Origin of the sequence: Plantactinospora sp. WMMC1484 (assembly GCF_049315195.1) — a bacterium.
Classification (GTDB): Bacteria; Actinomycetota; Actinomycetes; order Mycobacteriales; family Micromonosporaceae; genus Plantactinospora.
This window is the reverse complement of record NZ_CP186055.1, coordinates 5,451,564-5,474,792: the sequence shown is the minus strand read 5'-3', so window position 1 is coordinate 5,474,792 and position 23,229 is coordinate 5,451,564. Positions and strand designations below refer to the sequence as shown.

Sequence of the window (23,229 nt, the reverse complement as noted above, 5' to 3'; positions counted from 1 at the left end):
CGGCTGTCGCCGCCGACCGCTCGACGTGCCAGGGCGACCGCTCGACGCCTCGGCCGGACCTGCGGATTTCCCGCTCTCCCGTTACTGAAGCGTTACGGTGTACGGTTTGACTGCCTTAATGTTAGCGGTAACACTCTGCTCGCGACCTGAGCACGCGAGCTACGGCATCGGGGCTGGCGGAAGCCGAGCCCGAAGTAGGAGAGGTGGACATGCCGCCGGCCAAGCACCCACAGATCTGGTTCCTCACCGGGAGCCAGCACCTGTACGGTCCGGAGACCCTCGACCAGGTCGCGACGCAGTCGCAGCAGATCATGCGTACGCTCACCGGCTCCGGTCGGATCGTCGCGGACATCGTCTGGAAGCCCGTACTCACCGAGACGTCGGCGATCCGCGCGGTCATGCTGGAGGCCAACGCCGATCCCGACTGTCTCGGCGTGATCGCGTGGATGCACACCTTCTCACCGGCCAAGATGTGGATCAGCGGCCTGGACTCGCTCCGCAAACCACTGCTGCACCTGCACACCCAGCTCAACGAGGCGCTGCCCTGGGAGTCCATCGACATGGACTTCATGAACCTCAACCAGGCCGCGCACGGCGACCGGGAGTTCGGCTTCATCCAGACCCGGCTCGGTCTGGCCCGCAAGACCATCGCCGGGCACGCCTCCGACCCGTCCGTGGTGGCCCGGATCGACGAGTGGGCTCGGGCCGCGCTCGGCTTCGACCACCTGCGCAACCTCCGGCTGGCCCGGTTCGGCGACAACATGCGCGACGTCGCGGTGACCGAGGGCGACAAGGTCGAGGCGGAACTGCGGTTCGGTGTCTCGGTCAACACCTACGGCGTCAACGACCTGGTCGAGGTGGTCGACGGAGTCACCGAGGACGTGATCGACCGGCTGGTCGGCGAGTACTCCGACACGTACCAGCTCGCTCCCGCACTGGCCAAGGACGGCGACCGGCACGACTCGCTGCGGTACGCGGCCCGGATCGAGGCCGGCCTGCGGCAGTTCCTCACCGAGGGCGGGTTCGGGGCCTTCACCACGAACTTCCAGGATCTCGGCGGGCTGCGCCAGCTTCCCGGGCTGGCGGTGCAGCGGCTGATGGCCGACGGCTACGGCTTCGGCGGCGAGGGTGACTGGAAGACCTCGACACTGCTCGCCGCCGTCAAGGCGATGGGCGCCGGCCTGGACCGGGGCACCTCGTTCATGGAGGACTACACCTACCACTTCGGGCCGGGGGAGCCGAAGATCCTCGGCGCGCACATGCTGGAGGTCTGCCCGAGCATTGCCGGCGGGCGCCCCTCCTGCGAGATCCACCCGCTCGGCATCGGCGACCGGGAGGACCCGGTCCGGCTGGTCTTCGACGCCACAACCGGACCGGGCGTGGTGATCGGCATGGCCGACCTCGGCGACCGGTTCCGGCTCGTCGCCAACGAGATCGAGGTGGTGCCGCCGGACCAGCCGATGCCGAAGTTGCCGGTGGCGCGGGCGGTCTGGAAGCCGGCCCCGTCGCTGAGCACCTCCGCCGAGGCGTGGCTCACCGCCGGGGGGCCGCACCACACCGTACTCACCCAGGCGGTCGGGTCGGCGACGCTGCGCGACTTCGCCGACATGCTGCACACCGAGCTCGTCCTCATCGACGAGCGGACCACGCCGGCAGACTTCCGCGACCGGCTGCGCTGGAACCAGGCGTACTACCGACTCGCCCAGGGGCTGCCCGGCCGAGCCTGACCGCGCTTCCACTCCTACCCGCACCACCCACCCACCAGAGGTGTGTTAGGAAGGGGCCCTTCTTCTACAGAAAGCGATAAGTGGGGGCCCTTCCTTGCACCTCTACGAATGGAGGAAGGTATGACACTCGCCCGGCTCGCGGCGGTGGCCAGCACGGCCGTGCTCGCCGTCGCGCTCACCGCGTGCGGATCGAGCACCAAGACCGTGGACCAGGAGGCCGGCTCCGGCGACAACGCCGGGGCGCTCGTCGGGGTCACCATGCCGACGAAGTCCTCCGAGCGGTGGATCCACGACGGCAACAACGTCAAGGCCGGCCTGGAGAAGCTCGGCTACACCGTCGACCTCCAGTACGCCGAGAACGACATCCCGGCCCAGGTGAACCAGATCGAGAACCAGATCACCAAGGGCGCCAAGGTGCTGATCATCGCCTCGATCGACGGCACCGCCATCACCACCCAGCTGCAGAACGCGGCGGACAACAAGATCCCGGTCATCGCGTACGACCGGCTGATCCGCAACAGCCCGAACGTGGACTACTACGCCACCTTCGACAACTTCAAGGTCGGGGTGCAGCAGGCGACCTCGCTGCTGGTCGGGTTGAAGGTGAAGAACCAGGACGGCACCGACGGCACCGCCAAGGGGCCGTTCAACATCGAGCTCTTCGCCGGCTCGCCGGACGACAACAACGCCACCTTCTTCTTCAACGGCGCGATGTCGGTGCTCCAGCCGTACATCGACAACGGCACGCTGGTGGTGAAGAGCGGGCAGACCGACTTCAAGACGGTCGCGATCCTGCGCTGGGATCCCGGTACGGCACAGCGCCGGATGGAGGACCTGCTCACCAAGACGTACGGCGGCGGCGCGAAGGTGAACGGGGTGCTCTCGCCGTACGACGGGCTCTCGATCGGCATCCTGTCCGCGCTGAAGAGCAACGGCTACGGCACCGGCGGGCAGCTGTACCCGGTGGTGACCGGGCAGGACGCCGAGGTGGCGTCGGTGAAGTCCATCATCGCCGGTGAGCAGTACTCGACCATCTACAAGGACACCCGGCAGCTCGCCGAGGTGGCGGTCAAGATGGCCGACGCGGTGCTCAAGGGGAACAAGCCCGAGGTCAACAACGAGCAGGACTACAACAACGGCAACAAGGTCGTACCCTCCTTCCTGCTCGACCCGGTGATCGTCAACAAGGAGAACTACCAGGCGGCGCTTATCGACACCGGCTACTACAAGCCGGAACAGCTCCAGTAGCACAGCGGTCGCCAACCAGTAGTCGTACCGTCGCGGCGGTCTCCCGGGGCGCGCACCGCGTACCCCGGGCGGCCGCCGCGGCACGCCGGCCCGCCCGGCGAGACCAGCCCACCCACCAACGCTGGAGGCGATCCGTTGGCATGACCGACGACATTCTGCGGATGCGGGACATCACCAAGACCTTTCCCGGGGTACGCGCCCTCGAGCAGGTCGACCTCTCGGTACGCCGGGGCGAGATCCACGCGATCTGTGGCGAGAACGGCGCCGGAAAGTCGACGCTGATGAAGGTGCTCTCCGGGGTCTACCCGCACGGCTCGTACTCCGGGGAGATCTCCTTCGAGGGGGAGCGCTGCGCGTTCTCCGACATCCGGGACAGCGAGCGGCGCGGGATCGTCATCATCCACCAGGAGTTGGCGCTCTGCCCGCAGCTCTCCATCGCGGAGAACATCTTCCTCGGCAACGAGCGGGCCAGCCGGGGCCTGATCGACTGGAACCGGACCAACCACGAGGCCGCCGCGCTGCTCGCCCGGGTCGGCCTGCACGAGAACCCGTTGACGCTGATCAGCGACATCGGCGTCGGTAAGCAGCAACTCGTCGAGATCGCCAAGGCGCTGGCCAAGCGGGTCCGGCTGCTCATCCTCGACGAGCCGACCGCGGCCCTCAACGACCAGGACTCCGCGCACCTGCTCGGCCTGCTCCGTGGGCTGCGGGACGAGGGGATAACCTGCGTCATCATCTCGCACAAGCTGAACGAGGTCGCGGAGATCGCCGACCGGATCACGATCCTGCGGGACGGTCGGACCATCGAGACCCTGGACCTCGCCACCGACGAGGTGACCGAGGACCGGATCATCTCCGGGATGGTCGGCCGGGACCTCGACCACCGCTTTCCGCCGCGCGAGCCTCGGATCGGCTCCGAGGTGCTGCGGATCGAGGACTGGACGGTGCACAGCCCGACCCAGCACGGCCGGGTGGTGGTCTCGGGTGCCAACCTGACGCTGCGGCGCGGCGAGATAGTCGGGCTGGCCGGGCTGATGGGTGCCGGCCGGACCGAGCTGGCGATGAGCGTCTTCGGACGCTCGTACGGGACGAACATCTCCGGCCGGCTGGTCAAGGACGGCAGGGAGATCAGCGTACGGTCGGTGCGGGACGCGATCCGGCACGGCATCGCGTACGCGACCGAGGACCGCAAGCGGTACGGCCTGAACCTGATCGAGGACATCAAGCGGAACGTCTCCGCCGCCGGTATGGGCAAGCTGGCCCGGCGTGGCTGGGTCGACGACAACCGGGAGTATCAGGTCGCCGACGAGTTCCGGGCCAGCCTGGGTATCAAGGCGCCGAGCGTGTTGAGCGTGACCGGCAAGCTCAGCGGCGGCAACCAGCAGAAGGTCGTACTGTCAAAGTGGATCTTCACGAACCCCGACGTGCTGATCCTGGACGAGCCGACCCGGGGCATCGACGTCGGCGCCAAGTACGAGATCTATTCGATCATCAACCGGCTCGCCGACGAGGGAAAGGCGATCCTGGTCATCTCCTCCGAGCTGCCGGAGCTGCTCGGCCTCTGCGACCGCATCTACACCCTCTCCGCCGGCCGGATCACCGCCGAGGTGCCGCGGGCCGAGGCGACCCAGGAGCACCTGATGCGGTTCATGACCAAGGGCCAGGCCGACCACGGCGACGCCCGCAACGGCGATGACGCCCGCAACGGCGATGACGACCCGGGTCGCACCGTGGACCGGAACGACCCGACGAACGGACAGGAGCAGCTTCGATGAGCACCACCGCACCCACCAACGCCGACGTCGCGGTGAGTGGCCCCGGTCTCGCCGAACCGTCGCCCGCGAGCGGCGGGCCCGGCCGTCGGTTGTCGATGAACCTGCGGCAGAGCGGCATCTACGTCGCCTTCGCGCTGATCGTGCTGCTCTTCTCGGTGCTGACCGACGGGGCGCTGCTGCAACCGCAGAACATCTCGAACATCGTCGTGCAGAACTCGTACGTGCTGATCCTGGCGATCGGGATGATCCTGATCATCATCGCCGGGCACATCGACCTCTCCGTCGGCTCGGTGGTGGCGGTGACCGGTGCGGTGGCCGCGGTGCTGATGGTCGAACACGACGTGCCGTGGCCGCTGGCGCTGCTGATCACCCTCATCGTGGGTGGGCTGATCGGCGCCTGGCAGGGCTTCTGGATCGCGTACTTCGGGATCCCGGCCTTCATCGTGACGCTCGCCGGCATGCTGCTGTTCCGGGCGCTCACCCTGACCGTCCTCGGCAACCAGGGCATCGGACCGTTCCCGGACCCGGTCCGCACCCTGGCCAACGGCTTCACCGAGGGCTACCTCGGCAACATCGGGCTCGGGGTGCTGGGCGGGGCCGACCTGTTCAGCCTGCTGGTCGGGATCGCCGCGGTGGTCGGCTTCGCGGTGGTGCAGTGGCGCGGCCGGATGGCGCGGCTCGCGTACCAGCAGGGCGTCGAGCCGTTCCCGCTCTTCGTACTCAAGATCGCCGCGGTGGCCGTGGTCGTGATGACCGTGGTGGTGCAGTTGGCCCGGTTCAAGAACCTGCCCTGGGTGCTGGTGCTGCTCGCCGGGCTGGTGCTGGCGTACACCCTGCTGACCAACCGGGCCGTCTTCGGCCGGCAGATCTACGCGGTCGGCGGCAACCTCCAGGCGGCGACCCTGAGCGGGGTCAAGGTCAGGTCCGTCGTCTTCTGGATCTTCGTCAACATGGGCGTGCTGGCCGCGCTCGCCGGGATCATCTTCGCTGGCCGGCTCAACCAGGCCGGACCGACCGCCGGCAACGCCTTCGAACTCGACGCCATCGCCGCCGCGTTCATCGGCGGGGCGGCCGTGCAGGGCGGCGTCGGGAGGGTGGTCGGGGCGATCACCGGCGGCCTGATCATGGGTGTCATCAACAACGGCATGTCCCTGATCGGGGCCCCGAGCGAGCGGGTCATGCTGGTCAAGGGCGCGGTACTGCTCGCGGCGGTGGCCTTCGACGTCTGGACCAAGCGCCGCGCCGGCGCGGCCCGGTAACGCGACACGGTCGGCGGCGGTACGGGCGCGCACCGTCGCCGGCCACGGGTCCGGCGGGTCGGCGGGATGTCGGCCCGGGACGGGCGTCAACGTATCGGGAGGGGCGTCAACGTATCGGAGGGGCGTCAACGTATCCGGGTGTAGGTCAGTGCGAAGTCGACGTGCCAGGTCACGCCATCCTCCGACCTCTCCCACCGCGCGTCCACGGTGTCGCCGTCCGTGCCGACGGTGCCGGTGAACCGCTGGTGGAACCCGGGGGCGTCGCGCCAGAGCGTCCAGACGCCCTCTGCGAAGGTCATCCGGTAGACCCGCTGCACACCGCGCCCGTCGGCGTAGAGCATGGTGAACTCGTCGGTCGCGTCGTCGACCCTCGACCTTCGGCTGCACCGTCCACCGCCCGACGAGTACGTCGAGCCGGGCCAGCGCCGCGCCGCGGCCGGGCTCGGTGTGTCGGCCATGGGGAAGGGTTGAAGAGCCTCATGCCCGGCGCTCTCCTCGGGACCCCGCGCATCCGGTGTCTCCGGACGTACCGCACATCGGTGCCGCGACCAGGGTGGTTGCCGGGCCGAGATCGACCGCGACCGGCGCCGTCTCCGGCTTGCCTCGACGCGCTCGGCGGCGTGGGCGCCAGATCCTGACGCCCATTGATACCGTCCGTTGCGTGATCGCCACGCCTGCCGCCCTCGGCGTCGACTTCGGCACCTCGCACACCGTGGCCGCGCTACGGATGCCGAGCGGCCGGATCGAGTCGCTGCTCTTCGACGCGTCGCCGCTGCTGCCGTCGGCGGTGTTCGCGCAGCCGGACGGTCCGCTGCTGATCGGTCACGACGCGCTGCGCGGCTCCCGGGTCGATCCGGGCCGCCTGGAGCCGCATCCCAAGCGCCGCATCGACGACGGCACGTTGCTGCTGGGTCACGTCGAGATCCCGGTGGCGGAGGCGGTCCGGGCGGTGCTCGCCCGGGTCGCCCAGACCGCTTCGCGCGCACTCGGCGCCGCGCCCCGGCCGGCGGTGCTGACCCACCCGGCGACGTGGGGCGCCCAGCGCCGTGCCGTACTGGCCGAGGCCGCGTCCGGGGCCGGGCTGGGCGAGGTTCGGCTGGTGGCCGAGCCGGTCGCCGCCGCGCTGTACTTCACCGAGGTGCTCGGTCACCGCGTGGAGGCAGGTAGCACCCTCGTGGTGTACGACCTCGGCGGCGGCACGTTCGACATCAGCGCGGTGCGGCGGGGAATCGACGGTGGCTGGGAGGTGCTGGCGACCGCAGGGCTGGACGACGTGGGCGGGGTGGACGTCGACGCCGCGATCGTCGACTGGATGGTCGCCCAGGTGGGCACCGAGCTCGCCACGCCCGGCACGGGGCTTGCCGAGATGCGACGGCGGCAACACGTGCAGCAGGAGGCGCGGGCCGCCAAGGAGCAGCTCAGCCGGGTCGCGGCGGCACCGATCGTCCTGCCGGGACTGGATCGCGACCTTCACCTCACCCGCGACGAGTTCGAGCAGGTGGCCCGGCCGTTGCTGGACCGGACCGTGGCCCTGACCACCTCGACGCTCTTCGCCAGCGGCGTCGCAGCCGACCGGCTGGCCGGGGTGTTCCTGGTCGGCGGGTCGAGCCGGATCCCGCTGGTCGCGACCATGCTGCACCGGGCGCTCGGAGTGGCGCCGACGGTCATCGACCAGCCGGAACTGGTCGTCGCGTATGGCAGCCTCCGTAGCCTGTCCCCTCCGGAGGACGCCGCGACCGGCGCGCCGCCTCCGGCGGAGGTCCGGCCGGCAACGGCCGGACGGGCAGCGGGCGTGTCACCGGCGGCAGCGGGCGTGTCACCGGCGGCAGCGGGCGTGTCACCGGCGGCAGCGGGCGTGTCACCGGCGGCAGCGGTGACCTCTGGAGCGCCGGTGGTGATCCCTGCGGAGGCGGTGGTGCTGCCCAGGTCAGCGATGGCACCGCCCGGAATGGGTGCCGCGCCGCCTGGTACGGCTGGTGCGTCATCCGGTGCGGCTGTCGTGGCGCACGCAGGGTCGGGTGCGCCGGCCGCCGGGCGGCGGACCGTAGCCGTGCCGGCACCCACGCCGCGCCGGCCGGTGCTCGCCATCGCCGCCGTGCTGCTGCTCGGCAGCCTGGTGGGCGCGGCCATGACCGCCTATCCGCTCGTCGCCGGCTACGACGGTCCGATGCCGTACTGGACCGACCGCTACGCCTGGCAACTCCTGCCCGTGGCGGGACTGCTGGCCGGGCTCTGGACCCGTCGGCGCGGAACAGCGCTCGCCGCACAGGTGGTCTCCGGCGTCGTCGCCGGATTCGTCGGCCTCGCGGTGGTGCGGGCCGGTCGAAACATCTTCGACCTGCCCTGGGGCACCCCGGTCCACTTCTACTACTGGGAGCACAACCCCGACGTATGGTTCGTGACGCTGGTCGGCGGCTGCCTCGCCGCCGGCCTCGCCGTCGAGGCGGCACTCGCCGCGACCGCGCGGCTGGGCAGTCGCGGTGCGGCACTCGCCATCGTCGTCGCGGCCGGCGTTCTGCCGGGCCCGCTGCTGCTCTGGATCTTCGACTGGTACGCCCATCCGCCGCTGAGCCGGGTGGCGGTCGACGCCCTCTTCGCGTATCCGTTTCTGTTGCTGCTGGCCTGGCCTGCGGCCTGGCTCGGCCGGCGACCGTCGCGGTGACGCGGTGGGTAGCGCGGTGACGCGGTGGGTAGCGCGATGACGCGGTAGCGCGGTGGACCGAGCCGGAGGCGGCCGTGCTTTGTCGTCGCGCGTTGTCCATGCCGACAGGACGGGGCCACACGACTGATCAGACAGGATGATCGGCTCGGACCGAGACCATGGTGGCTGCCTGCGCTGTCGACGGGCTGCCCGGCACGGCCTGCATGCGGCTCAGGACAGGCCGGACCGGCAGGACTCCGCGGAGCGGTCGATCAGCGTACGGCGATGTCGTGGACGAAGCGGCGCCACGCGTCGGGCGCGAACGCCAGCCGTGGTCCCGGGCGGTCCTTGCTGTCCCGGACCAGCACCCGGCCCGGCAGGTTGTCGGCGACCTCGACGCAGTCGCCGCCGGACTGGTTGCTCCGCCGCGAGGTGCGCCACCGAGGACTTTCGATCGTCACAGGTCCCTCACCATCCCCAGAATCAGGTCTTGCGACTGGTCGCGCGGCAACGCTACCGCGCTGACAGCCTGCCACGTCCGGTCCAGTGCGGTGACCCGCCCCGGTTCGGCGAGCACCCGTCCCTCGAAGAAGTCTTCCAGATAGCCGACCATGCCGCCGTTGTCGAGGGTGCCGAGCGCGAACGGTCCGGAGCGGCCCGGATACATCCCCACCGTCTCCGGGACGACCCGGACGAAGATCCCGGGCCGGGCGCCGGTGTCCGCGAGGTGCAGCAACTGGGCCTTGGTCAGTTGCGGGTCGCCGCAGCGCAGCGCGGCGACGTCGAGCACGAAGGAGCAGACCGGTGGATCGTCGCGGTCGAGCACGGCGAGCTGCCGCTCCATCCGGGCGGCCAACTGTTCCTCGACCTCCCGGGCGCTGCGTAAACCGCTGTCGAGGATGGATCGGGCGTACGCCTCGGTTTGCAGCAGGCCGGGAATCAGGCTGAGCTGGAAATAGCGAAGGGTGGTGGCGGTGTCCTCCACCTGCCGCCACGGGCGGAACCACTGCGGTGACGGGCGTCCCTGTTTCCGGGCCTCGGCCGATGCCTTCTGGATCTCGTCACCGGTGCCGAAATAGGCGTCCAGCCGTTCCGCCGTGTCGGCCTGCGGCACGAGTCGGTTCGTCTCGAAGGCGGCGATCAGCGAGCCACTGACCTGGACCGCCTCGGCGACCTGGTCCTGGGTCACGGCACGCTCGGCGCGAAGTCGCTTGAGGATTACCGGAAGAGTATTCATCTTTATCGCCTCCATATCCACGGACCGATCAGCACTATCGGACAGCTGTGCGTCCCGCCCATCTTCCGCCGCCTGTGCTGGAGCGTCCAGGGTGGAATGCAAGCGGCTCCGCTCGGATCCACGGCGGTCATACGCCGAAAAGGACGGGCGGGGGCGCGCGGGGATGCGGCCAGGGTGTGGAGCCGGTTGTCGCATCCCCGCTCCAATCCATTCCTGCGCGAGAGGAGATCACGATGAAATGGCGACGTGGGACGAGGCCATCACATCGGCGGGACTGGCGGAGACTCTGGCTGCGTTGTCGATGCGGGCTGCGCTGGCGGTGCCCGTATTCGGTGTCGCCGCCACCGCCGCCCGGGGCCGGGTGTCCCGCGACGGTCGTACCCGATCCGCCCCCGCTCCCGGCGGCGCCCCGGTCTCGCGGCGCGAACCGGAGGCAGGTCCGGGCCGGGGCACACCAACGACCGCGCAACGATCGGATCCAGCCCGTCGGTGGTCGCGCCGCGGTTCCGGTCGATGGCGAGGGCGGGCGCGGCGGCCGGCGTACGGCGCGGTGGTGAGGCCGGAGTTTCCGCTACCGCACGCCCGGCGTCGGCCGCACGTCCCGATGCGGCCACTCTTCCGGTGTCGCGGCTGTGGCGCGCGGTGGCCCTGCTCGACCGCGCGACTGGCGCTGCTCTTCCGCTATCGGGACGATCCGGAGGGGCTCCGCCGGTATCTCGGCGAGAAGCTGCTGTCCGCCCTGACCGACCAGCCGGACGTCGCGCCGCTCGCCCTGGCCACCCGGTTCCTGGGGTGGCTACCCGGCGCTCGCGAGACCTGACGGCCTGCGGAGGAAGTCGACGAGCAGCGCGGTGACCTCGGCGGGGCGTTCCAGACTGGGCAGGTGACCGGCCCACGGCAGCTCGACGTGCCGGGCCGTCGGCAGCAGCTCGGGCAGCCGTGCGGCGATCTGCCGGAAGTCCGGCAGGTCGTGGCGGCCGGAGACGGCGAGGCAGGGTGCGGTGATCTGTCCGAGGTCGGGCTCGCCGAGATCGAGCTGTGGCACGTCGGCGGTGGCGGCGAGCTGCACCTCGAAGGCGTGCCGCTGCATGTCGCGCACCCGGTTGCGGGTCGCGTCGTCGGCCTCCGGCCCCAGCCAGGTCGCCACGTTCAGCTCGACGGCGGCGGCGAGGTCGCCGGCCTCGATCAGCTCGTCCTCACGCCGGGCGAAGGCCCGCAGCTCCGGGCCGGGGCGATGGCCGGGGATGCCCGGGCAGAGCAGCGCCATCGCGCTCACCCGGTCCGGCCACCGGGCCGCGACCTCCAGCGCGACCCGGCCGCCGTGCGAGGCGGCGACCACCGCGACCTGCTGGACACCGAGGCCGTCCAGCAGGTCGCGCACGTCCCGGGCCTCGGAGTACGGCCGCTCCGGGTCCGGCCGCTCCGGCACCGGGGTCTCGCCGAAGCCCCGGAAGTCGCAGCGGATCACCTGGTATCCGGCGTCGCGCAGGGTGAGCCACTGCGGATCCCACATCCGGCGGTCGCAGACGGAGGAGTGCAACAGCAGGACGGCCGGACCGGCGCCGTCGACGTCGTGGGAAAGCGTCATCGCGGGACACCCTAGGCCGATCCGCACCCGGCCCACCAGCGAATATCGCGATCCCACCGGACCGGGCCGGAGCGGCTCGCTACGCTGATCCGGGACGGCAGATCCGACAATGCACGCCAATCGCCGGCGAGGGTTCGCATGCCCTCGCCGCTCGCGTGCCGGGTCGACGCGACCCGCCGTCGGCGGGGGCGAACACGGGGGAAGGGAAGAGACGGGTGCCCTATCTGACTGTCGGCGTGGAGAACTCCGCGCCCATCGACCTGCACTACGAGGACCATGGCGCCGGGCAGCCGGTGGTGCTCATCCACGGCTTTCCGCTCAGCGGATCGGCCTGGGAGAAGCAGATCAACCCGCTGCTCAACGCCGGTTACCGGACCATCGCCTACGACCGGCGCGGGTACGGTTCGTCGAGCCAGCCGGCCGTGGGCTACGACTACGACACCTTCGCCGCCGACCTCAGCATCCTGATGAACGAGTTGGACCTCACCGACACGATCCTGGTCGGCCACTCGATGGGCACCGGCGAGGTGACCAGATACATCTCCAACTACGGCTCGGCCCGGGTGAACCGGGCCGTCTTCATCGCGCCGATCCCGCCGTTCCTGCTCAAGACCGACGACAACCCGGAGGGCATCGACCAGAGCCTCTTCGACGGTTTCATGCAGAGCGTGATCACGGATCGGGCGAAATACCAGACGTCGTTCCTGCACGATTTCTACAACCTGGACGAAAACCTCGGCGGCCGGGTCAGCGACGAGGTCGTCCGGATGAGCTGGGACGTCGCGGTGGGCGCCTCGCCCATCGGCACCCTCGCCTCCATTTCCGCCTGGCTCACCGACTTCCGCCAGGATCTGCCCCGGATCGACGTACCGGCACTGATCATCCAGGGTGACCAGGACCGGGTGCTGCCGTACGCGGTGTGCGGGCAGCGGATGCACGCGGCGATGGCCAACAGCCAGCTCATCACCCTCAAGGGCGCGCCGCACGGCATCCCGTGGACCCACGCCGACGAGGTCAACCAGGCGCTGCTCGACTTCATCAGGACTCCGGTCGACGCGCTCATCTGACTCGTCGCCGTGGCGGCACGCGTCAGGACCCGGGCGCGATGAGTCGCTGGTCGGTCGCGTCCCGGACCAGGATCGCCTCCACCGGGCAGGACTCGGCGGCCTCCACGACCAGGTCGGCCGGGGCGACCTGGTCGGCCAGCGGGGTGGAGAGGTCGTCGACGAGTTGGAAGTGCTCCGGTGCCATGCCGGCGCAGATCCCCGAGCCGATGCAGCGGTGCGGGTCGACGCTCACCCGCCAGACGGTGCTCACCACGCCACCGGCAGGGCCAGTAGTGGTCCGGGCACGGTCAACGGCCGGCTATCCGTCATCTCGGGTCCCTCCCTCATCTCGGGTCCCCTCCGTCGGGCGGGTGCGGTCGACGCCGGGTGGGTCACTGATGACGAATGGTAGTGAACGGTGTTGGCGGGCTTCATGTCCCAGAGTGCTGACCGCGGTCAGGCGTCCAGATATGCCAGTACGGCCAGCACCCGGCGGTTGTCGTCCTCCGAGGGCGGCATGCCGAGCTTGCTGAAGATGCTGTTGATGTGCTTGCTGACCGCCTTCTCGGTGACGAAGAGCCGGCCCGCGATCGCCGCGTTGGATCGGCCCTCCGCCATCAGGCCGAGCACCTCCCGCTCCCGGGCGGTCAGCGCGTCCAGCGGCTCGGCGCCGGTGCGGTTGGCCAGCAGTTCGGCGATGACCTCGGGGTCCATCACCGTGCCACCGGCCGCCACCCGCCGCACCACGTCGAGGAACTGGCCGACGTGGGAGACCCGGTCCTTGAGCAGGTAGCCGATCGCCCCGCGGCGGTCGGCCAGCAACTCACCGGCGTAGAGCCGCTCGACGTGCTGGGAGAGGACCAGGACCGGCAGACCGGGGATCCGGCTCCGGGCCTCGATGGCGGCCTGCAGCCCCTCGTCGGTGAAGGTCGGTGGCAGCCGTACGTCGACCACCGCCACGTCGGGGCGCTGGTCGAGCAGCGCCGGCAGCAGGGCCGGCCCGTTGTCGACCGCCGCGACGACGTCGAAGTCGAAGGCCTGGAGCAGCCGGGTCAGCCCGTCCCGGAGGAGGGCGAGGTCCTCGGCGATGACAACTCGCACGGCAGCTCCATGGTCACACTGGTCGGCCCGCCGGCCGGGCTGGCCACGGACATCGTGCCATCAAAGGCGGCGACCCGTCGTTCGATCCCCCGCAGTCCGGTCCCGCCCGCCGGATCCGCCCCGCCGGCACCGTCGTCGCCGACCACCAGCACCAGCCGACCGTCGGCGTACCGGAGCCGTACCGAGGCACGCCGGGCCGAACTGTGCCGGGCCACGTTGGTCAGCAGTTCCGCCGCCGCGAAGTACGCCGCCGACTCGACCGGGGCCGGCGGCCGGCCCGGCAGCTCGGCCTCCACCTCGACCGGCAGCGGCAGCTTCAGTGCCAGCGCCCGGATCGCCCCGCCGAGACCGCGTTCGGCGAGCACCGGGGGATGGATCCCCCGGACCAGGTCCCGCAGCTCGGCGAGGGCCTGCACGCTCGCCTCCCGGGCCTCGGCCATCAACCGCTGCGCCGCGTCGGGATCCCGCGTCATCAGCTCCTCGGCGAGCCCGATGCTCATGCTCAGCGACACCAGCCGGGCCTGCGCCCCGTCGTGCAGGTCCCGTTCGATCCGGCGCAGCTCTGCGGCCTGCGCGTCCACGGCCTGGGACCGTGTCTCGGCGAGGTGCCGGACCCGCTGTTGGAGCGCCGCCGCCGCCGTCGGTGCCAGCAACGCCCGGACGAAGCCGGCGTGCAGTCGGCGGATCAGCTCACCGGCGACGGCGCCGAGGAGGACGATCAGGAGACCCTGCGGCGGCACCAGCAGTGCCATGCCGAGGTTGTCGACCGGCCAGAGCGTGCCGTAGTTGTTCGGGATGCCGAGCGCCCAGAGCAGCACCGGCAGCCCGAGCAACCCCTCCAGGCCGTAGGTCAGCAGGCCGACCGGGAGCACCCCGAGGACCAGACCGACCGGTATGGACAGCAGCAGCCAGAGCAGATCGCGCCAGGTGGCCGGGTCGGTGATCACCCACCGGTAGCGCCGCCAGACCGTCATCTCGGCCGGCGGCGGCCGGTAGGGCACCGGAATCTCCCGGCCGCTCCACCGCCCGGCGATCCCCCGGTTGAGGGTGGCGAGATCGCGCACCGTGGCGGTCACCGCCGGAAAGATGAACAGGCCCGCACCCAGCACGCTGAGGACCAGGGCCAGCACCGAGAGCACCAGCAGGGCGATGTTGGCGCTCACCGAGAGGACTGCCAGCAGCAACCCCTGGCCGGTCTGGACCAGGCAGCGTCGGAGCCACTGTGCCGGCGGGCTCGTGAGCGGCTGGAGCGGGTGGTCCATCTGCCCATTCTTGCCGGCCGCCCGGCCCCGATCGGTGGTGCTACGACCACCGGCGTCCGGGGGCGTGCCATCCGGGCGGTTCAGGGCGTACGCCGCTGGCGGGCCGCCTCGTAGAGGGCGACCGTGCCGGCGGTCGCCGCGTTGAGCGAGCTCGCCGAGCCGGCGATCGGGATGCGGAGCATCCGGTCGGACGCCTGCCGCCAGGCGGTGCTGAGTCCGGCGGTCTCGTTGCCGACCAGCAGCACCGTCGGGCCGGTGAGATCGTGCTCGGCGATTTCGACCTCGCCGGCCTCGTCGGTGCCGACGACCTGCACCGGCAGCCCGCCATCGCGCAGTGTCGTCACCCAGTCGAGCACGTCACGGTGCGAACCGACCCGGACCACCGGGAGCGCGAAGAGCGAACCGGTGCTGGCCCGGACCGCCCTCGGGTCGTAGGGGTCGGCGGCGTGCCCGACCACGACGAGCCCGGCGGCACCGAAGGCGTCGGCGGAGCGGACCAGCGTGCCGATGTTGCCCGGTGCCGTCGGCCGGTCGAAGACCACCACCAGCGCGTCCGGCCCGGTCGGGATCCGGTCCAGTCGGTCCGCCGGCAGCTCCAGCACCGCCAGGAGTTCGGGCAGGTCGTCGTCCTTGCCGCCGAGTTCGTGCAGCAGCTCGGGGGCGACCGCGTACCGGGCGCCGCCGCTGCCGTCGAGCAGGTCCCGGGCCCACCCGGAGAGTGGTACGCCGTCCGGGTGCAGCAGGGCGCGCACCGGCCAGCCCCGCTGCACCGCCACGGTGATGGGCCGGACGCCCTGCACGAGGAACTCGCCGGCCCGCTGCCGCTTCGACCGGTTGGTCAGCAGGGCCGACCACTGCTGGAAGCTGGCGTTGCGGCTGGTGACCCGCAGCGTCCTCGCGGGTGGTGTCCGACCACGCCGGTCGGGGGAGTCGGTCCGGGTGGAGGGCTCGGCGGAGGTCGGGGCGGGACCGCTCCGGCTGCGCCCGATGCCGTCTGGATGCACCGGACGACGATACCGCCGACCGTCGCTTCGGCCGCCGTTACCGGCTTCGGCGCCGTTACCGGCTTCGGCCGGAGCTGGCGGCGCTACCGGCGCGGGCTCACTTGGTTGCGCCGCTGGTGAAGCCGTTGTAGATGAAGCGCTGGAGCAGCAGGAAGACGATCAACGTCGGGATGATGACCAGGATGACCCCGGCCGAGATCACCTCCCACTGTGCCCCGAACGGCCCCTTGAAGCGGAACAGGGACGTGGAGATGACCCCGAGGTCCCGGTCCGGCATGTAGAGGAAGGGGATGTAGAACTCGTTGTAGATGGTGATCCCCTTGATGATGACGACGGTCGCGATGGCCGGCTTCAACAGGGGCAGGATGATCCGGAAGTAGATGGTCAGGTGGTTGGCGCCCTCCAGGGCGGCGGACTCGTCCAGCTCCCGGGGTATCCCCCGGAGGAACTGCTGGAATATGTAGATCGAGATGATGTCGGTGCCGAGGAAGAGCAGGATCGCCGACCACCTGGTGTTGAAGAGCCCGAGATTGTCCACCACCTGGAACGTGGCGACCTGGGTGGTCACCCCGGGCACCAGGGTGGCCAGCAGGAACGCCATGATGATCGTCCTGCGGAACCGGAACTCGAAGCGGTCCAGCGCGTACGCCGCCATCGAGCCGATCAACACGGTGCCGGCGAGCGAGACGGCAAGGATGATCGAGGTGTTCACGAAGGCGCGCAGCATGCCGCCCTGGGTGAACGCGGTGACGTAGTTGTCGAGGTTGGCCCAGTCGCCGGGCGGGTCGAAGGGAGCACCGTTGATGAACTCGTCGTTGGTCTTGAACGAGGCCATCAGCAGGACCAGCAGCGGCAGCAGCACCACCAGGGAGGCGACCACCAGGGAGGCGTACTTGAGGGTCACGGCGGTCCGGGCGCCGAGGGTGCCGAGCGGGGTGGCGCCCCGGGCCCGTCGCCGGGGCGGCGCGCCGGGGGAGCGGAGGGCGGTCGGGCTCACGACAGGTTCACCTTCTCGTCGGGTACGACCCGGCGCTGGATCCAGGTAAGCAACAGGATGATCAGGAGCAGGACGACGGCCATCGCCGAGGCGAGCCCGACCTTGTAGTACTTGAACGCCATGTCGACGGTCTGGATCACGAAGGTCTCGCTGCCGTTGGCACCGCCGGTCATGATGTAGGGGATCTCGAAGACCGACAGCGATCCGGAGATCGCCAGGACGAACGAGAGCCCGACGATCGGCCGGATGCCGGGCAGGATGAGGAAGCGGAACTGGTGCCACCGGTTGGCGCCGTCGATCTCGGCAGCCTCGTAGAGCTGGGCCGGGATCGACTGGATGGCGCCGAGGAAGAGCACGAAGTTGAGCCCCATGTAGCGCCAGATCGACGTACCGGCCAGCGAATAGTTGATCACCTCCGGATCGCCGAGCCACTGCTGGGCGACGCCGCCGAGCCCGACGAGCCGCAGGGCGGAGTCGAGGGTGCCGCCGGGCTGGAAGAAGTAGAGGAAGACCATGGCGATGGCGACGCCGTTGATCAGGTAGGGGAAGAAGATGATCCCCTTGAAGAGGTTGCGGAACCTGACGTTGAAGCTGAGCACGGTGGCGAAGTAGAGGGCCAGCGCGATCTGCACGACCGACGCGCCGATGTAGTAGAGGCTGACCCGGAGCACCCCGAAGAGTTCCGGACGGGTCGCGATCTCGACGTAGTTGCCGGCGCCGATGAACTCCTTGCTCGGGCTCAGGCCGTTCCACGAGGTGACGCTGTAGCCGAACATGTTGGCGACCGGGACGTAGGTGAAGACCGCCAGCAGTGCGACGGGGACGAGCAGGAAGAGGTACGGGGTCGGACTGCTCCGCCGTCGGGTCGCCGGCCGGCGCCGGCCGGCGGGTCCGAGGCGCTGCCGCAGGCCCGTCCCGGTCAGCCGGGGAAGTCGGGTCGCGGTGTTCGTCGGAGCTGCCATCTGGGAAACCCACACCTTCCGGGTCGGTCCGGGTCGCGCGTCGTCGTGCCGGCGGCAACCGGGGCGGCCGGGCGGCGACCGCCACCCACCCGCCCCGGTGCGCTGATGACCGAGGGTGGCCCGGTGACCGAGGTCAGCCCGTCACCGGAGCTTGGAGCCGGTCTCCGCCCACTTCCTGTTGAGGTCGGCGAAGATCTGGTCCTTGGTCTCGTCCTTCGCGCCGCGCGCCGCGTCCACGATCCGCTGCCGGTAGGTGCCGTCGTAGAGGGCGATCTCGGCGGCGTTGCCGATCTTCTCGGCCAGCCCCTCCTCGCCCTTCGGCGCCGGGTTGAACTCGATGAACTCGGTGCCCGCGGCGGTCAGGTCGGCCAGGGTGTTCGGCATCCCCTGGTCGATGACCGGTGAGATGCCGCCCTGGTCGACCGCGTAGTTCGACTCGTCGGCGAACCAGTCGATCCAGGCGCGTGCGGTCGCCTTGTTCTTCGAGTGGATGTTGATGGCGTTCTTGTAGTCGCCGCTGATGACGCTGTGGAAGGTGCCGCCGCTCTGGGTAGGGAAGGGCAGGTAGCCGATGTCCGCCCTGTCGGCGGCGGCGTCCTGCATCTGCACGATGGACCAGGAGCCGAGCATCATCGTGGCGATCTTGCCGTTTCCGAGCATCCCCTTGGACTGCTCCCAGTTGGTCGTCGTCGGGTCCGGCTCGGTCAGTCCGCGCTGTACGGCGTCGAAGAGCAGCGAGTCCATGACGTGGTGCTCCTTGCCGGCCGCCCACGGGGCGTCGTCCCGGCCCAGCTTGATCGCCGCGTCCGGGTCACCGCTGATCCCGCCCCGGTTGCCCTCCCACTGGCCGAGCGGCCACTTGTCCTTGTAGTTGGTGTAGAGCGGGATCGCCTCGGTCTTCTCCTTGATCGCGGCGAGGGCGCCGAGGAACTCCTCCGGCGTCTTCGGCGGTGCGGTGACGCCCGCCTGCTGCCACACCTTCTTGTTGTAGACGAAGCCCTGCGCGTTGCCGGTGATGGCGAGGCCGTAGACCCTGTCCTCGAAGCGCTGCTCGGTGCGGACGAAGCGGTACTTCTTCTCCAGCTCCGTAACGGTGCCGAGCGGTTCGAAGAAGGTCGGCAGCAGGTCGGCGGTGACCGAGTTGGGGATGAGGAGCACGTCGCCGTACTCCTCGGTGTTCATCCGGATCCGGACCTCGCCCTCGTAGTCCGTGATCGCCTCGAACTTCACCGTGGTGCCGGGATATTTCGCCTCGAACGTCTTCTTGTAGTCCTGGAAGACGGTGTCGACGATGTCGGTGCGCTGGGTCAGCACGGTGATCTCGCCGGTGACGGCACCGTCGGTGCCGCCCTCGTCGTCGCCTCCGCCGCAGCCCGCCAGGGCCAGCGCGAGCGCGAGTGCGCTGCCGGCGATCGCGTACCTTCTCATATGCGCGTCCCACCTTTCGGTGTCCACATTGGAATTGCACGATGCGTCGAGGCGCGCCTCGGGGAGGGTGGGATAGGCGTCGCGACTTGGAGGGAAGGTACACGCGGGTTACAGCCGTGTCAACGACGTGACAACGCCTTGTGGGAACTGAACTGTTAAGTCGAAAAACCGGTTCAGGCACGCTGTCCGACGCGGACTCCGCGACCTGGGCATCCGCCCCGAACCCCCGCCCGACGCGGGTGGCGACGGCCCTCATGAACCGGTTTAGGTCCTGGCCGACCGGTCATGGCTGCGACCGGCCGGAAGAGGTACGCGCGGATGCCCCGAAGCCAGCGACGACCGACACTATGTCTTTGCCTGTCGGGGAAGAGGAGAAGCCGGCGCGCCAGGTAGGTAATGGTTGCCGTGGCAGGCTTCGACACCTGGCGGAAGTGGCGCCGAATATTCGTCGAATCGTCAGCCGGTGCCCGGGCGGCGGGCACGCCGCTCACGCCAGGCGGCGACGACCCGCTCGATGTCGAAGGTGGCCAGCACCACCGGCGGCCCGTCGACCAGCCCGCGCCGGGCCAGCACGATCCGTTCGTTGAGTGCGGTGACGAGGGCCCGGACCGCCGGCTCCGACGACTCCCGGTCCAACCGCTCGGGCAACTCCTCGGCCTCCTTGCGGATCTTGAGCGAGGTCGGCCCTATGCCGGTCAGGTTCTCCCGGCGTACCCAGTCGCGGATCCACCAGTTCTCGTCGTACGTGCCGCCGTGTCCCGGTAGCGGCCTGCCGGCGCCCGGAAGGTTGTCGAACTCGCCCCGCTCCTGAGCCTCGCGGATCTGGCGTTCGACCCGCGATTCGTGCCTGCCCGGCATCGGTCGTCCTCCTCGTCCTGCCCCTCGGCCAGCGGATGCGTTCCGGTGTCGATTCTAGGTCGGCACCGTTTGGGCGGCCCTGCCTGTGACCGGGCTGAGCGACGTGGTCGATCCGCCGCGGCGCGTGTCATGCTGCACGAACGCCGACGGCATATCCGGCGTAGCGACGGGAGAGCCGACCGAGCGGAGGAGTCTCTGTGTCAGCCAGCGAAGCGGCCCCGGCCGTACCGGTCGCACCCGCCCGACGGTTCCTCCGACCCTTGCTGTTCGGACTGACCCTGACCGGCATCCTGGCCCTGCTCTTCGGCGTGCCATGGTGGACGCTGGTCGGCGCCGGCACGCACTGGCCCACCCCCGTCTTCGCCGCCGGCACCGCCGTGTTCGTCCTGGCGCTCGCCGCGCTACCGGTGCTGATGTACCTCGGGCACGGCCGCCAGCAGGACTGGGCGGCCCGGATCGGCGACACAGTGCTCGGTGTGGTCTGGGTGCTCTTCGCCTGGGCGGCGCTCGGCAACCTGCTCCGGGTCGGGCTCGCCGTCGGAGGTGTGGCCGACCCGGCACGGTCCCGGGTCGCCGCCACGGCGGTCGCGGTGGTCTCGGTGGTGCTGCTCGCCTGGGGGTACGTCGAGGCGATGCGGCTGCCGAGGGTCAGGCGGCTCGAGGTGCCGATCCGCCGGCTCGGGCCGGGCCTGGACGGGGTGCGGATCGTCCTGCTCACCGACACCCACTACGGGCCGATCGACCGGGCCGGCTGGTCGGCCCGGGTCGTCGCGGCCGTCAACGACCTGGACGCCGACATCGTCTGCCACACCGGCGACATCGCCGACGGCAGCGTCGCGCAGCGCCGCGGCCAGGCCGCTCCGCTCGGCGAGGTGCGCGCCCGGCTCGCCCGGGCCTACGTGACCGGAAACCACGAGTACTTCGGCGAGGCGCAGGGCTGGCTCGACCACATGCGCAACCTCGGCTGGGAACCGCTGCACAACCGGCACCTCGTGCTCGAACGGGACGGCTCCCGGCTGGTGCTGGCCGGTGTCGACGATGCCACGGCCGGCTCCTCGGGGCGCCCCGGACACCGGCCCGACCACGCCGCGGCCCTTGCCGGCGCCGACCCCGAGTTGCCGGTCGTGCTCCTCGCCCATCAGCCGAAGCAGGTCGACGGCGCCGTGGCGCACCGCGTCGACCTGCAACTCTCCGGGCACACCCACGGCGGGCAGATCTGGCCGTTCCACCTCCTGGTCCGGCTCGACCAACCGACCGTGCAGGGGCTGACCCGGCACGGTGACCGAACCCAGCTCTACACCAGTCGAGGCACCGGGTTCTGGGGGCCACCGCTGCGGATCTTCGCGCCGAGCGAGATCACCCTGCTGACCCTGCGCCCGGCCTGACTTGGTGCTGGAGGGGCAGAACTGCCAGTTCTCGAAGACCGCCTCCGCGAAGTGACCATTGCCGAGCTAGCTGAGGTAACCCTCGGCGGCTTGATGCATCGATACTGGTGTATTTTCAATGAACATGATCCGCCCGAATGTGGGCGGAGCCGGCGAAGGGAGCGCGCGTATGGGGATGTCCGCCTCGTCCACCCTGCGACGCGGGCTGGGCGTGCTCGTACTGGCGGCGCTCGGCGGCTGGCTACCCACACCGGGCGGGGCGGTCGCCCTGCCCTCCGGCACCGGCCCGGCACGCTCTGCCGGCACCGGCGTGCTGCACGCGACGCTGCTGCCCGCCGCCGGAGGCGTCGACACCCCGCAGCTCGCGGTCAGCTGGCGGGGACCGGCCGGGGTCGCACTGGGCGTCTCCCAGCCGGTGGCCGGCCGGAAGACCGCCCTGGTGGCCGACCGGCTGCTCGATGTCGGCGTGAACCTGGTCCCGCTGCCGATCTCGTCCGACGCGGGGGGAGACCTGCGGCTGCGGATCCGGGACGCCACCGGAAGGGTGCTGCACGCCTCCTCCCATGACCTCGGCCAGCTGCGGCGCGCGTCCGCATTCGGCTGGACGGCGGGATCCCACCCGACGGTGGTCGCGCCACCCGGGGCCGGCCCGGCGGCCGCTCCCGGGCTCTACGCGGGTGGCACCTTCACCCGGGCCGGCGGAGTCGACGTCGACCACCTCGCCACCTGGAACGGCACGGCCTGGTCGAGGGTGGGCGGTGCCTCGACCGCCGGCCCGGACGGTTCGGTCACGGCGCTGGCCGTCTACGACGGTGACCTGATCGCCGGGGGCAGCTTCCGCACCGCGGGCGGAGTCCGGGTCAACGGCATAGCCCGCTGGGACGGGGCCGCCTGGCAGCCGTTGACCGGCTCCTCCGGCACCGGAGTGATGACCACCCCGCTCGACTTCGTCGACGCCCTGGCGGTCTACGACGGTGACCTGATCGTCGGCGGGCAGTTCCTCCGGGCCGGCGGCGTGACGGTCAACCACGTCGCCCGCTGGGACGGTACCGAGTGGTGGCCGTTGGGCGGGCCGGGTGGCGCCGGGGTGGACGTACCCTCGGTCTGGGACCTGGTCGTGCACGACGGAGCCCTGATCGTCGGCGGCGGTTTCAGCCAGGCCGGCGGCGGGGCGGCCAACCGGATCGCCCGGTGGGACGGCAGTGCCTGGTCGACCCTGGGCACCGGCTTCAACGGTGACGTACTGGCGCTGACCGTCTTCGACGGCGCGCTGGTGGCGACGGGTGGGTTCACCCAGGCCGGTGGGACCGCCGCCGGCTATGTCGCCGAGTGGAGCGGTGCCGCGTGGCGGGCCCTGGGCACCGGCCTCGACGCCGAGGGCCGGGCCCTCACCGTGCTCGGTGCGGCACTGGTGGTCGGCGGCACGTTCACCGAGGCGGGCGGGGCGGCGGCGAACTACGTGGCCCGGTGGGACGGATCCCGGTGGTCCGCGCTGGGCGGTGGGACCGAGGACATCGTGCTGGCACTCGCCGTCCGGAACGGGCAGCTCGTCGCCGGGGGATTCTTCACCCGCGCCGGCGGCGTGGCGGTGAACCACGTCGCCGCCTGGGACGGCGGCACCTGGTCCGCGCTGGGCGGCCCGGCCGGGACCGGTACCGACGCCGGGGTGTACGCACTGCACGCGGTCTGACGAGCGCGGATCCGGGATGCG

The 23,229-nt window shown here is 70.6% G+C and carries 21 protein-coding genes; 9 read left to right on the top strand and 12 right to left on the bottom strand.

Annotation, left to right across the window (positions count from 1 at the left end; all coding sequences use genetic code 11):
* Positions 1 to 209 precede the first annotated feature (209 nt).
* The 4 genes from araA (at position 210) to mmsB (ending at position 6,009) form a co-directional block, all read left to right on the top strand.
* Positions 210 to 1,727, top strand: a complete 1,518-nt coding sequence (gene araA, locus ACN28C_RS23835; RefSeq protein ID WP_422769749.1) for an L-arabinose isomerase — start codon at positions 210 to 212, stop codon at positions 1,725 to 1,727.
* A gap of 120 nt (positions 1,728 to 1,847) precedes the next feature.
* Positions 1,848 to 2,975: a multiple monosaccharide ABC transporter substrate-binding protein gene (gene chvE / locus ACN28C_RS23830; RefSeq protein ID WP_422769748.1), complete on the top strand. Its 1,128-nt coding sequence runs from the start codon at positions 1,848 to 1,850 to the stop codon at positions 2,973 to 2,975.
* A 140-nt stretch (positions 2,976 to 3,115) separates the two neighbouring features.
* Positions 3,116 to 4,750 (top strand): multiple monosaccharide ABC transporter ATP-binding protein, encoded by a 1,635-nt coding sequence (gene mmsA, locus ACN28C_RS23825; RefSeq protein ID WP_422769747.1) that lies wholly within the window; start codon positions 3,116 to 3,118, stop codon positions 4,748 to 4,750.
* Positions 4,747 to 6,009, top strand: coding sequence for a multiple monosaccharide ABC transporter permease (mmsB, locus tag ACN28C_RS23820; RefSeq protein WP_422769746.1), 1,263 nt, complete (start codon positions 4,747 to 4,749; stop codon positions 6,007 to 6,009). Before mmsA ends, mmsB begins: the two co-directional genes overlap by 4 nt.
* 125 nt (positions 6,010 to 6,134) lie before the next feature.
* Here mmsB and ACN28C_RS23815 read toward each other — a convergent pair whose 3' ends face one another.
* The gene (locus ACN28C_RS23815) at positions 6,135 to 6,467 is read right to left on the bottom strand and encodes a hypothetical protein (protein ID WP_422769745.1); all 333 of its coding nucleotides are present in this window, start codon (positions 6,465 to 6,467) and stop codon (positions 6,135 to 6,137) included.
* Positions 6,468 to 6,670: 203 nt separating this feature from the next.
* Between ACN28C_RS23815 and ACN28C_RS23810 the strand changes: the two genes are divergently transcribed.
* On the top strand, positions 6,671 to 8,671 hold the full coding sequence (locus ACN28C_RS23810) for an Hsp70 family protein (protein ID WP_422769744.1): 2,001 nt from the start codon (positions 6,671 to 6,673) through the stop codon (positions 8,669 to 8,671).
* A 251-nt stretch (positions 8,672 to 8,922) separates the two neighbouring features.
* Here ACN28C_RS23810 and ACN28C_RS23805 read toward each other — a convergent pair whose 3' ends face one another.
* Both ACN28C_RS23805 and ACN28C_RS23800 read right to left on the bottom strand, forming a co-directional pair.
* Complete coding sequence (locus ACN28C_RS23805) at positions 8,923 to 9,111, bottom strand: DUF397 domain-containing protein (protein WP_422769743.1); 189 nt, start codon at positions 9,109 to 9,111, stop codon at positions 8,923 to 8,925.
* Positions 9,108 to 9,887 carry a helix-turn-helix domain-containing protein gene (locus ACN28C_RS23800; RefSeq protein ID WP_422769742.1) on the bottom strand — a complete coding sequence of 260 codons (780 nt, stop codon included), beginning with the start codon at positions 9,885 to 9,887 and terminating at the stop codon, positions 9,108 to 9,110. Before ACN28C_RS23800 ends, ACN28C_RS23805 begins: the two co-directional genes overlap by 4 nt.
* A 553-nt stretch (positions 9,888 to 10,440) precedes the next feature.
* On the opposite strand from ACN28C_RS23800, the gene ACN28C_RS23795 reads away from it, so the two are divergent.
* Positions 10,441 to 10,707 carry a 3CxxC-type zinc finger protein gene (locus ACN28C_RS23795; RefSeq protein ID WP_422769741.1) on the top strand — a complete coding sequence of 89 codons (267 nt, stop codon included), beginning with the start codon at positions 10,441 to 10,443 and terminating at the stop codon, positions 10,705 to 10,707.
* Here the strand turns inward: ACN28C_RS23795 and ACN28C_RS23790 are convergent.
* Positions 10,684 to 11,475 carry an alpha/beta fold hydrolase gene (locus tag ACN28C_RS23790; protein ID WP_422769740.1) on the bottom strand — a complete coding sequence of 264 codons (792 nt, stop codon included), beginning with the start codon at positions 11,473 to 11,475 and terminating at the stop codon, positions 10,684 to 10,686. The genes ACN28C_RS23795 and ACN28C_RS23790 overlap by 24 nt on opposite strands.
* A gap of 215 nt (positions 11,476 to 11,690) precedes the next feature.
* Here ACN28C_RS23790 and ACN28C_RS23785 point away from each other — a divergent pair, with 215 nt between their 5' ends.
* The gene (locus tag ACN28C_RS23785) at positions 11,691 to 12,542 is read left to right on the top strand and encodes an alpha/beta fold hydrolase (RefSeq protein ID WP_422769739.1); all 852 of its coding nucleotides are present in this window, start codon (positions 11,691 to 11,693) and stop codon (positions 12,540 to 12,542) included.
* Between the two features lie 22 nt (positions 12,543 to 12,564).
* Here the strand turns inward: ACN28C_RS23785 and ACN28C_RS23780 are convergent, their stop codons facing one another.
* The 8 genes from ACN28C_RS23780 to ACN28C_RS23745 form a co-directional block, all read right to left on the bottom strand.
* On the bottom strand, positions 12,565 to 12,792 hold the full coding sequence (locus tag ACN28C_RS23780) for a ferredoxin (protein ID WP_422769738.1): 228 nt from the start codon (positions 12,790 to 12,792) through the stop codon (positions 12,565 to 12,567).
* A gap of 185 nt (positions 12,793 to 12,977) precedes the next feature.
* The gene (locus ACN28C_RS23775) at positions 12,978 to 13,622 is read right to left on the bottom strand and encodes a LuxR C-terminal-related transcriptional regulator (RefSeq protein ID WP_422769737.1); all 645 of its coding nucleotides are present in this window, start codon (positions 13,620 to 13,622) and stop codon (positions 12,978 to 12,980) included.
* Positions 13,574 to 14,884 (bottom strand): sensor histidine kinase, encoded by a 1,311-nt coding sequence (locus ACN28C_RS23770; RefSeq protein ID WP_422769736.1) that lies wholly within the window; start codon positions 14,882 to 14,884, stop codon positions 13,574 to 13,576. Before ACN28C_RS23770 ends, ACN28C_RS23775 begins: the two co-directional genes overlap by 49 nt.
* Before the next feature lie 80 nt (positions 14,885 to 14,964).
* Complete coding sequence (locus ACN28C_RS23765) at positions 14,965 to 15,774, bottom strand: RNA methyltransferase (protein ID WP_422774788.1); 810 nt, start codon at positions 15,772 to 15,774, stop codon at positions 14,965 to 14,967.
* 211 nt (positions 15,775 to 15,985) lie between these two features.
* Positions 15,986 to 16,885 carry a carbohydrate ABC transporter permease gene (locus ACN28C_RS23760; protein ID WP_422769735.1) on the bottom strand — a complete coding sequence of 300 codons (900 nt, stop codon included), beginning with the start codon at positions 16,883 to 16,885 and terminating at the stop codon, positions 15,986 to 15,988.
* On the bottom strand, positions 16,882 to 17,847 hold the full coding sequence (locus ACN28C_RS23755) for a carbohydrate ABC transporter permease (RefSeq protein ID WP_422769734.1): 966 nt from the start codon (positions 17,845 to 17,847) through the stop codon (positions 16,882 to 16,884). Before ACN28C_RS23755 ends, ACN28C_RS23760 begins: the two co-directional genes overlap by 4 nt.
* A 141-nt stretch (positions 17,848 to 17,988) precedes the next feature.
* Positions 17,989 to 19,275 (bottom strand): ABC transporter substrate-binding protein, encoded by a 1,287-nt coding sequence (locus ACN28C_RS23750; RefSeq protein ID WP_422769733.1) that lies wholly within the window; start codon positions 19,273 to 19,275, stop codon positions 17,989 to 17,991.
* Between the two features lie 456 nt (positions 19,276 to 19,731).
* A complete protein-coding gene (locus ACN28C_RS23745; protein WP_422769732.1) occupies positions 19,732 to 20,133 on the bottom strand; it encodes a DUF1992 domain-containing protein in 402 nt (133 codons plus the stop codon).
* 197 nt (positions 20,134 to 20,330) lie between these two features.
* Between ACN28C_RS23745 and ACN28C_RS23740 the strand changes: the two genes are divergently transcribed.
* The gene (locus tag ACN28C_RS23740) at positions 20,331 to 21,518 is read left to right on the top strand and encodes a metallophosphoesterase (protein WP_422769731.1); all 1,188 of its coding nucleotides are present in this window, start codon (positions 20,331 to 20,333) and stop codon (positions 21,516 to 21,518) included.
* A 169-nt stretch (positions 21,519 to 21,687) separates the two neighbouring features.
* A complete protein-coding gene (locus tag ACN28C_RS23735; RefSeq protein WP_422769730.1) occupies positions 21,688 to 23,208 on the top strand; it encodes a hypothetical protein in 1,521 nt (506 codons plus the stop codon).
* Positions 23,209 to 23,229 lie beyond the last annotated feature (21 nt).